Origin of the sequence: Burkholderia paludis (assembly GCF_000732615.1) — a bacterium.
Classification (GTDB): Bacteria; Pseudomonadota; Gammaproteobacteria; order Burkholderiales; family Burkholderiaceae; genus Burkholderia; species Burkholderia paludis.
In genome coordinates this window covers 109864-120611 of the sequence record NZ_JPGL01000008.1, presented here as the reverse complement: position 1 = coordinate 120611, position 10748 = coordinate 109864, and the positions used below count along the sequence as shown (strand labels likewise).

The window sequence follows — 10748 nt, the reverse complement described above, 5'->3', positions numbered from 1 at the left end:
CGCCCGGCTTCGGGTTGTTTCAGGTGAACAAAACGTATCGAGGAGTTTCCCGTGCAAGACAATAACGTGCTGGTCACCGACCATCGCTATGCGCACACCGCGCGATTCTGGCGCGAAAGCCTGTCCCTGGTCACCGGCACCTACCGGATCGCCGCGCACGCGCCGCGCCCGCAACCGGGGCGCCTGCTGTCCCGCACGGTGCCGCTCACACCCGCGTCGCTCGACGTATTGCGGCGCATCGGCGACGGCGAGCTTGCCGAATTCGCCGTCACGGCGGCGGGCATTGCGTTCCTGCTCTGGCAATACTTCCGGACGCCGGTCACGGTGCTCGGCACGCCGGGGCTTGCCGGGCACCCGTCGACCCGGGCCGACGCCATTCCGCTGATCATCGAGGTCCGCCCCGAGGAGCGCATCGAGGACTACCTGTCGCGCGTGGCCGGGATCGTCGAGGAAAGCTATGCCGAGCATCAATTCCCGCTCGACACGCTGGTGCGCCACGAAAAGGAGCTGGCGCTCGCGCAGCTCACGAAGGTCTCGCTGGCGGACGATCGGGTGCACCATGCGCTGACGGGGCAGGACGACGACCTGCAGTTGCACCTGCGACTGGCGCGCGGCGAAATCGAGATTCGTCATGCCGGCGCCATCGAGCCGTTCGTCATGGACGGGTTCGCAAGCAGCCTCGCCACGGTGCTGCAGGCATTCGAACACCTCGACCAGCTAGTCGGCGACATCGACTCGAGCGCGCCGGACGCGCGCCGGCAACTGGCCAACTTCAACGAAACCGCGGCGGCCGGCCCTCGCCATCCGACGGTCGTCGAGATGTTCGAAGCGCAGGTCGCCCGCACGCCGGCAGCGCCGGCCCTCGTCACCGACAGTGCGTTGATGACCTACGCCGACCTGAACGCCCGGGCCAACAGCCTCGCGCATCAGTTGCGCGAGCATTACGGCGTCGGGCAGGAATCGCTGGTCGGCGTCATGCTCGAACGTTCCGAATGGATGATCGTCGCGATTCTCGGCATCCTGAAGGCCGGGGCGGCGTTCGTTCCGTTGGACCCGGCCTATCCGGCCGAACGGATCAATCACATTCTCGGCGACACCGGCCTGTCGCTGCTGGTGACCCAGTCGAGTCAACTGGCGCAATGGTATGCGTTCTCCGGCGTGACACTGCTGCTGGACCAGGAGCTCCCCGACTGGACGCCGCTGGCGGACAATCCGCCGTGCCGCGCCGAACCGGCGAACCTGGCCTACGTGATCTACACGTCCGGCTCGACCGGTCGCCCGAAAGGCTGCCTGCTCGAACACCGGAACCTGGCCCACTACATCGCGTGGGCCGTCGAGTACTACTTTCCGGAAAGCACGACCGGCAGTTTCGGCCTGTACAGCTCGCTGTGCTTCGATTTCACGCTGACCAACCTGTTCTGCCCGCTGGTGCGCGGCAAGACGCTGCGCATCTATCCGCAGTCGGAAAGCATCGACACCATTCTGGCCCGGATGTTCCAGCCCGGCAGCGGCGTCGACACCCTCAAGCTCACGCCGACCCACATTCACCTGCTGGAGTACATGAACCTGGCACGCTCGGGCGTGCGCAAGGTGATCGTCGGCGGCGAGGAACTGACGCCCCGGCACATCGCGACGCTGCGGAAGATCGATCCGTCGATCGAAATCTACAACGAGTACGGTCCCACCGAGGCGACGGTCGGCTGCATCGTCGAGCGCGTCGAGGACGTGCCGGCTTCGGTGCTGATCGGCCGGCCCATCGCCAACACCCGGGTGTACATGCTCGACGAGGCCCTGCGGCCGGTCCCGCTTGGCGTGCCGGGGGAAATCTGCCTCGCCGGCGCCGGCCTCGCGCGCGGCTACCACCTGCGCCCCGACGTCACCGCCGCGAAATTCGTCGAGCATCCGTTCCCCGGCGAAGCGCGCATCTATCGCACCGGCGACATCGGCCGATGGCTGCCCGACGGACGGATCCAGTGCTATGGGCGCGTCGACGACCAGGTCAAGATTCGCGGGCACCGTGTCGAACTCGGCGAGATCGAGGCCGCGATCGCCGCGCACGAGGCGGTCGTCGGCGCGGCGGTCATGCTGCGTGAATCGGCTCACGGCGTGCGCAAGCTGGCGGCCTACGTCAAGGGTTCCGCGAGCCTGAACGTGCCGGACCTCCGGGCGTTCCTGGGCGGGAAACTGCCGGACTACATGGTCCCGTCCGACATCGTCCTGATCGCCGAATTTCCGCTCAACGCCAACGGCAAGCTGGATCGCCCGGCGCTGCTGGCCATGGAGCCGGCCGCCGCGCCCGACGCGGCCAGCCCCGACGCCACGCCGGTCCAGCTCGAACTGTTGCGCATCTGGCGCGACGTGCTCGACAACCCGGCCGTCGATCTCGCCGGACGCTTCTTCGATTACGGCGGCGATTCGCTGCAGGCCATGCAGCTGGTCTCGCGGATCTGGGGCAGCTTCTCCGTCGAGATCGGCATCGACGCGATCTTCGAACTCCAGACCATCGGCGCGGTGTCCGACCTGATCGAGGCGTCGTCGCCCCGGGCCGGTGCGACGGCCGGCAACATCCTGCCCCGCTCGCGCGCGAACGACCTGCCGCTGTCCTTTCCGCAGCAGCGCCTGTGGTTCCTCGCTCAACTGGAAGGCCCGTCGGCCGCCTACAACATCCCGAGCGCGCTGCGTTTCGACGGCGAACTGGACCTCTCGCGCCTGCGGGCCGCCGTGTCCGGGATCAGCCGGCGTCACGAGATCCTGCGCACGACGTTTCCCGCCATCGACGGCCTCGGCGTCCAGCGCATCGCGCCGCCTGAGCCGGTCGCGCTCGACGTCGTCGACGTCGCCAGCGAGTCCGAGGTGCTCGCGCTGCTCGCCGAGGAAGCCGATCGCCCGTTCGATCTCGCCGCCGGGCCGCTCTTTCGCGTCGTGCTGTATCGCGTGCGTGCGGATTTGCACGTCTTCGGCGTCGTGATGCATCACATCGTGTCGGATGCGTGGTCGTCAGGCATTCTCATCGGCGAACTGGCCGTGCTCTATGCAGGCCAGCCGCTGCCGGAACTGGCCATCCAGTACGCGGACTACGCGGTGTGGCAGCACGAGCGCCTGGCGTCCGCCGATACGCATCGGGAACTCGCGCTTCTGAGCGCATCGCTGGCAGACGCGCCGGACCTGATCGAACTGCCTACCGACCGTCCCCGCCCCGCCATCCAGCAGTTCCGCGGCGCGGTGCTGCCGTTCCGGCTGGACAGCGAACGCGCCGACGGCCTGCGCGCGATCGCACGTGCGTCCGGCACCAGCACGTTCATGGTCGTGCTCGCCGCGTATGCGCTGCTGCTGTCGCGGTACAGCCATCAGCAGGACCTCGTCATCGGCTCCCCGATCGCCAATCGGCGCTCCAGCATGACCGAGCCGCTGATCGGCTTCTTCGCGAACATGCTCGCGCTGCGCGTGGACCTGTCGGGCAATCCGACCTTCGGCGAACTGCTGGCGCGCGTGAAGCGCGTCGCGCTGGACGGCTATAGCCGCCAGGAGATTCCGTTCGAACAGGTCGTGGATTCGCTCAGGCTCGAGCGCAACCTGAGCCGCACGCCGGTTTTCCAGGCGGTGTTCGCGTACGAGAAAGCGCAATCCCTGGCGCCGAGCTTCCCCGGTCTCGTGGCGACGCCGGTGTCGGTGGAGACCCACACCGCCAAGTTCGACCTCACGCTCCATATCCAGGATGCCGACGACGGCCTGGCGGGCTCGCTGGAATACAACCTGGACCTGTTCGACGCCGCCACGATCGATCGCATGGCGGAACACTTCCGCACGCTCGTCGATGCCGTGATCGCCGATCCGGACCGGCCGCTCGGCGGGCTTGCGTTGACGAGCGAAGCGGAACGGAATCTGCTGACCGTCGAGTGGAACCGGACCGATACGGATTTCGGCGAGGCCGCCGCGCAACCGCTGCACCGCCTGTTCGAACAGCAGGTCGCGCGCACGCCCGAGGCCGTCGCGGCCGTTCATGACGACGACTCGCTCACCTACGCCGATCTCAACCGGCGCGCCAACCGCCTCGCGCATCGGCTCATCGCGCTCGGCGTCGGGCCCGACGCCCTCGTCGGCGTCGCGATGGAACGCTCGCTCGACATGATCGTCGCGCTGCTCGCCGTTCTCAAGGCCGGCGGCGCCTACGTCCCCGTCGACCCCGACTATCCCGCCGAGCGCGTGCGCTTCATGATCGATCACGCTCAATTGCGCTGGCTCCTCACCCAGCAACATCTGCGCGACACGCTGCCCGACACCGACGCGGCCCTCATCGTCGTCGATTCCAGCGAACTCGACCTCGATCCCGACGCCGTGGCCAACCCCGAACCCGATCTGAACGGCGACAACCTCGCCTACATGATCTACACCTCCGGTTCCACCGGCCGCCCCAAGGGCGCGCTCAACGCCCATCGCGCGATCACCAACCGCATCCTCTGGATGCAGCACGCCTACTCGCTCGACGCCAGCGACGCCGTCCTGCAGAAGACCCCGTTCAGCTTCGACGTCTCCGTCTGGGAATTCTTCTGGCCGCTCGTCACCGGTGCGCGCCTCGTGTTCGCCCGACCCGGCGGACAGCGCGAGACCGACTATCTGGCCCAACTCATCCAGCGCGAACGGATCACCACGATTCACTTCGTGCCGTCGATGCTGCGTGCCTTCCTCGACCATCCGGACCTGGACGCGCACTGCGCGTCGCTGCGCCGCGTCGTGTGCAGCGGCGAGGCACTGCCCCACGACCTGCAGCAGCGCTGCCTCGAGCGCCTGGACGTCAGGCTGTACAACCTCTACGGCCCCACCGAGGCCGCCGTCGACGTAAGCGCATGGGAGTGCAAGCGCGACGACCCGCACCGCATCGTCCCGATCGGCCGGCCCATCGCCAATGCCCGCCTGCATATCGTGGACGCGCACATGCAGCCCACGCCGCTCGGTGTAGCGGGCGAACTGCTGATCGGCGGCACGCCGGTGGGGCTCGGCTATCACGGCGAACCGGAACTGAGCGCGGAAAAGTTCATCACCGATCCGTTCTCGACCGACCCGCGGGCGCGCCTCTACCGCACCGGCGATCTCGCGCGCTACCGCCCGGACGGCAATATCGAGTTCCTCGGCCGCATCGATCACCAGATCAAGCTGCGCGGCCTGCGCATCGAACCCGGTGAAATCGAGGCGGCGCTGCGCACGCATCCGGCGGTCGACGACTGTGTCGTGATCGCGAAAACCGCAGGCATCCGAACGTTCCTGATCGCCTATGTCGCGACCGCAGCGCCGGACCTCGCCGATCTTCGCGCCTATCTGGCCGGAAAGCTCGCGGACTACATGGTGCCGTCGCAATTCGTCGCGCTGGCGTCCTTGCCGATGCTGCCCAACGGCAAGATCAACCGCAAGGCGTTGCCCGCACCCGCGGACACGATCGACACGGCCCGGCCGCACGCGCCGGCCGTCACGCCCCGCGAAATCCTGCTGGCGTCAATCTGGCAAGACGTGCTGCAACTGCCTTCGGTCGGCATCCACGACAACTTCTTCGAACTGGGCGGCGATTCCATCCTGAGCATTCAGGTCATCGCGCGCGCCAATCGGGCGGGACTTCGCGTGACGGCGAAACAGCTGTTCCAGTACCAGACGATCGCGCAACTGGCCGCCGCACCTGACGAGCGGGCAATGCATGCGTCGAGCGTCAGCCCGCTGGGCGATGCGCCGCTCACACCGGTGCAGCACTGGTTCTTCGAGCAGGAGACCGATGCGCCGTCGCACTACAACCAGACGGTCCTGATCCAGGTGCCGGCGGATATCGACGCGTCGAGGCTCGCCGATGCGTTCCGGCAAGTCCACGAACATCACGACGCATTGCGGCTGCGTTTTTCGCGCAGCGCGGGCCGCTGGACCCAGGCGGTCGTCGCCGGCGGCGAGGCGCCCGCATGCTTCGAGAAGCGGGAGATCGCCGGCGACGCCGGCGAGCGCCTGGCGGCAATGCGCGCCGCCGCCGCCGAAGCCGAACGCGGCATCGACATCACGCATGGCCCGCTGCTGGCGGCCCGGCTGTTCTGCGTGGCGGACGAGCCGTCGGCCCGCCTGTTCGTGTCGGTCCATCACCTCGCGGTGGACGGCGTGTCGTGGCGCGTGCTCCTCGAGGATCTGCACGCGGCCTACCACGGCCAGCCGCTGCCCGAGAAGACGACTCCGTTCCGCGAATGGGCGTTGCATCTGCAGCAACTGAGCCGGTCGCCGGCCATCGGCGACGAAGCCGGGCTGTGGCAGGCCCTCGTCGCGCAGCCCGTCGAACCGATGCCGGTCGATTATCCGGCCGCGGGTGCGGCCAGCAACGCGGTCGGCGACGCGGCGTCCGTGTCGTTCGAGCTGGACGAAGCCGCCACGACGGCATTGCTGCGCCGGCTGCCGCGGGCCCACGACACCCGCATCAACGACGTCCTGCTCGCCGCGCTTGCGCAAGCCTGCAGCATGGTCACGGGCAACGCCCGCACCCGGATCGATCTCGAAAGTCACGGCCGCCACGTGTCGGATGCGCCGCTCGACCTCACCCGGACGGTGGGCTGGTTCACCTCCATCTACCCCGTCGTGCTCGAGGCAGACGCCCGGCACACGCCGGAGGAAGCGCTCCGTGCCACACGGCAGCAGTTGCGCAGGATTCCGGCCGAAGGCTTCGGCTATTCGCTGCTCCGCTACCTGAGCCCCGATGACGCGGTGCGCGACAGTCTCGCCGCGCTGCCGCACGCCGATATCCTCTTCAACTATCACGGGCAGCTCGATACCGTGTTGCAGCAATCCGAAGGCTGGCGCCCGGCGGCCGAGGATCTCGGTTCGCTGCGTGCCGAGCGGTCGCAGCGCACGCATGCGTTCGAGATCGTCGCCGCCGTTGTCGACGGCAGGCTTCAGGTGGACTGGCGCTACGGCGAGCGGCTGCACCGGCGGCAGACGGTCGAGAACCTGGCCGCGCACTTCAAGGACCGCCTGCTCGACTTCGCGGCGTCGGTCCAGGACACCGCATGGGACGACATCGAGGACAGCTACCCGCTCTCTTCGCTGCAGCAGGGCATTCTGTTCCATGCGTTGTACGACCTGGATCCCGCCGCCTATTTCCAGCAGTTCAGCTTCGTCGTCCGCGGCCCGCTCCAGGCGCCGGCGCTCCGGCAAGCGTGGGCCAACGCGCTCGCGCGCCATCCGGTGTTGCGCACCGCGTTCGCGTGGGCCGATCGCGATCAGCCCGTCCAGACCGTGCTGCACACGGTCGAGCTGCCGTGGACGTGCCTCGACTGGCGAGCCCGCGATGCGTCCCGCCGTGCGCAGGACTTCGACGCTTTCCTCGCCGATGACCGGCGGCGCGGCTTCGATCTTCAGCGCGCGCCGTTGTTCCGCTGCACGCTGATCCAGGAAACGGACACGCGCCATCGCTTCTGCTGGAGCGCGCACCACATCATCCTCGACGGCTGGAGCACCGCCATCCTGATGAAGGAAGTGTTCGACGACTACCTGTCGCTCGTCCGCACCGGCGCGCCCGCGGCCGCCGCATCGGCACCGGGATACCGCACGTACATCGACTGGCTCGCGCGCCATCCCCGCGCCGCCGACGAAACCTGGTGGCGCGCCGAACTGGCGGGGTTCCATGCCGCCACGCCGATCGCGGCCGATCCGGCCCGGCAGGCCGCCGGCGACGCCGCTCGGCAGGCTACGCGCCGGACCCAGCAATTCTTGCTCGACGAGGCCCTGGCCGCGCGGCTGCAAGCGCTCCTGCGCATCCATCGCGTCACCCTCAACGTCCTGATACGCGCTGCCTGGGCATTGGTGCTGCGGCGCCACACCGGAGCGGACGACGTCGTCTTCGGCGTCACCGTGTCCGGTCGCCCGCCGCTGCTCGACGGCGTCGAGTCGGTTGCGGGGCTGTTCATCAACACGCTGCCGTTGCGCTTGCGCATCGCGCCGGAGCGCCCCTTCACCGAATGGCTGGCGGAGGTCCACGCGGCCCAGACGGCCATGGAGCCGCATTCGTACAGTTCGCTGGTCGATATCCAGTCATGGAGCGAACTGCCCGCCCGCGACAGCCTGTTCGACAGCCTGCTGGTGTTCGAGAACTTCCCGGTTGCCGCTGCTCCCGATCTCGGGCCGGACGACATCGAGATCCTCGACACCCGCGCCTTCGCGGAATCGAATTACCCGCTGACCCTGACCGTGCACCCGAACGAGCGCATCGGCTTCGAAATTTCGCACGACGCACACCGCGTCGCGCCCGACGTGGTGCGGCAGATGCTGGACACCCTCCGCGCGTTGCTGGAGCGATTCGCCGCCGAGCCGGACCTGTCGACCGGCCAGCTCGCCGAAGCGCCAGCCGCCGGGCGCCAGCCGGGCGCGCCGCACGACGTGGCCGCACCTGCCGCCCAACCCGCCGCCGGTCCGGCCACGGCGGCACGCGCCGTCGCGCCGACGGCGCACGAAAGCACGTTGCTGGAGATCTGGCAGCGGATCTTCAAGCGAGACGACATCACGGTCAGCGACAACTATTTCGATCTCGGCGGTCACTCGATCATCGCGATCCAGCTGATGGCCAATGTCGAGAAGGCGTTCGATCGCCGGCTGCCGATTTCCTGTCTCTTCGAGAATCCGACGATCGAGAAACTGGCGGCGGCGCTGGCCACGCAGGAACCGTCCGCGCCTGCCGGCGGGCTCGTGCCGATCCGCGACGGCGGTCCCGCTGCGCCGCTGTTCCTCCTGCCGGGCGCCGGCGGGAACGTGGTCTACTTCCACCCGCTCGCGAACCACCTGAGCGGAACCCACGCGATTCACGGGCTGGAAGCGCTCGGCCTCGACGGCGCCTGCCTGCCGCTCACCCGCGTGGAAGACATCGCGGCCCGTCACATCGAACGCATCTGGCCGCTGGTGGGCGCGGGCCCTTACTACCTGGCAGGCCACTCGTTCGGCGCGCAGGTGGCGCTCGAAATGAGCCGGCAGCTCGTCGCCAAGGGCGCCGTCGTGAAGCTGCTGGCGATCTTCGATGCGTCCGCCCCCATCGACAGCCCGGCCGCCACCTACTGGCAGGACTGGGACGACACCGAATGGCTGGTCGCGATCGCCCACGAAATCGGCACCTTCCTCGGGACCGACCTTCAGGTGACGCGAGACGACCTCGTTCCGCTCGACCCCGACGGCCAGGCCGGCCTGATCCTCGACCGGATCGGCGCTCGCGGCAGCTGGTTCGCGGACGCCGGACCCGACCGCCTGCGCGCCTATCTGCGCGTCTATCAGGCCAACTTCAAGTCGCACTACGCGCCGCAAGCCTCGCCGCTGCCCGTGCCGATCGCATTGTTCCGCAGTACCGGGCGCGATCCCGGCGACCATGCCCCGTCGCCCGAGATCGCGCAGCTTCGCCTGGACCCGGCCTGGGGGTGGTCACGCTTCTCGGCGCTTCCCGTCGAGGTGACGGACGTCCCCGGCGACCACCTGACCATGCTGCTCGATCCGCATGCCGCCGTCCTTGCGGCCCACGTCAATCAGTTCCTGGAAAAAACGCCCTCATGAAATCAACGCCGACGATCGACAACACTTTCGCCCGCAAGGTCTGCATCAACCTGGACCGGCGTCCCGATCGCTGGGAGGCGATGCAGCGAAAATTCGCCGGGCAGAACATCCTCACGGTGGAACGGCTGCCCGCCGTCGATGCAAGGCTGGTAAGCGTGCCGGAATCCTTGAGCCACATGCGTCCGCAGGACTATGGCTGCACGATGAGCCATCTCGCCGCCGTCAAACAGGCCAAGGCCGCCGGCGCGAGCGAAGTCCTGATCTTCGAGGACGACGCGTTCTTCGCCGCCGATTTCGCCGCGCGCTTCCCCGAGTTCATCGCGCAGGTGCCGGATGACTGGCACATGCTGTTTCTGGGCGCGTATCACTTCGCGCCGCCCATTCCCGTCGCGCCGAACGTCGTCAAGACCGTGGAGACGCTGACCGCGCATGCGTACGTCGTCAGGGATTCGCTTTACGACGCGTTCATCGCGATCAACGAACACCCGCCGGCCATCAACGACCGCAACAACCTCGTCCTGCAGAAGACGTTCAACTGCTACTGCTTCGAGCCCAATCTGGTCGGCCAGGAATCCGGCTACTCCGACATCATGGACGAAGTCATGCCGGAAAAGCCGCTGGCCTATTCCATGCCGATTCCGGATGGCTGGTAACGCCTGCGGCCCACGCTCGCCGCAATCCATCACTCGACAGGCCATTGAATCTCATGCAAATCACTACCGTTGACCATGAAGCGGCGTTCGTACAGGCCGCGCTGGATGCGCTTCACCGGGACCACAAGCTCGGCGAGGCGATTTCGCTGGCTTACGGAAAATGCGAATCGACCGCCGGCGTGATCGACCTGATTTATCCGTTGATCACGAAGAAACTGCGGATCGATTACCTCCTCATGTACAGCATCGAAAGCAATCCCCGCAGCCTGCTGAAATTTCTTCGGCTGATCGAGTCGCAACTGATCCGGAACGACGGCTGGACGGCCGCGTCGGTCGAGGCCGCGTTGCAGGGCGTGGCCGATTCCATGAACGTCGGCTGGGACCGTGCGCAGCGCCTGCTGAAGTGCTGCATCCTGTTTTCCGATTCGCCGCTGGAAATCGTCGAAAGCATCACGTTTCTCGGAAGGCAGGAGGCCTCGTCGAGATTGAGATCGGCGGCGCACGCCATCGAACTCAGTCACCTGGTCAACTGAGCCCTTCCCGTTTTCA

General features: G+C 67.5%; 3 protein-coding genes. All 3 read left to right on the top strand.

What is annotated here, in order from left to right; all coding sequences use genetic code 11:
* Positions 1-51: 51 nt before the first annotated feature.
* From GQ56_RS0105640 to GQ56_RS0105630, 3 genes are read left to right on the top strand one after another with little or no spacing between them, the layout of a single operon-like run.
* Positions 52-9546: an amino acid adenylation domain-containing protein gene (locus GQ56_RS0105640; RefSeq protein ID WP_031397719.1), complete on the top strand. Its 9495-nt coding sequence runs from the start codon at positions 52-54 to the stop codon at positions 9544-9546.
* A complete protein-coding gene (locus tag GQ56_RS0105635) occupies positions 9543-10199 on the top strand; it encodes a glycosyltransferase family 25 protein (RefSeq protein ID WP_031397718.1) in 657 nt (218 codons plus the stop codon). Before GQ56_RS0105640 ends, GQ56_RS0105635 begins: the two co-directional genes overlap by 4 nt.
* A gap of 53 nt (positions 10200-10252) precedes the next feature.
* Positions 10253-10732, top strand: coding sequence for a hypothetical protein (locus GQ56_RS0105630; RefSeq protein ID WP_031397717.1), 480 nt, complete (start codon positions 10253-10255; stop codon positions 10730-10732).
* Positions 10733-10748 lie beyond the last annotated feature (16 nt).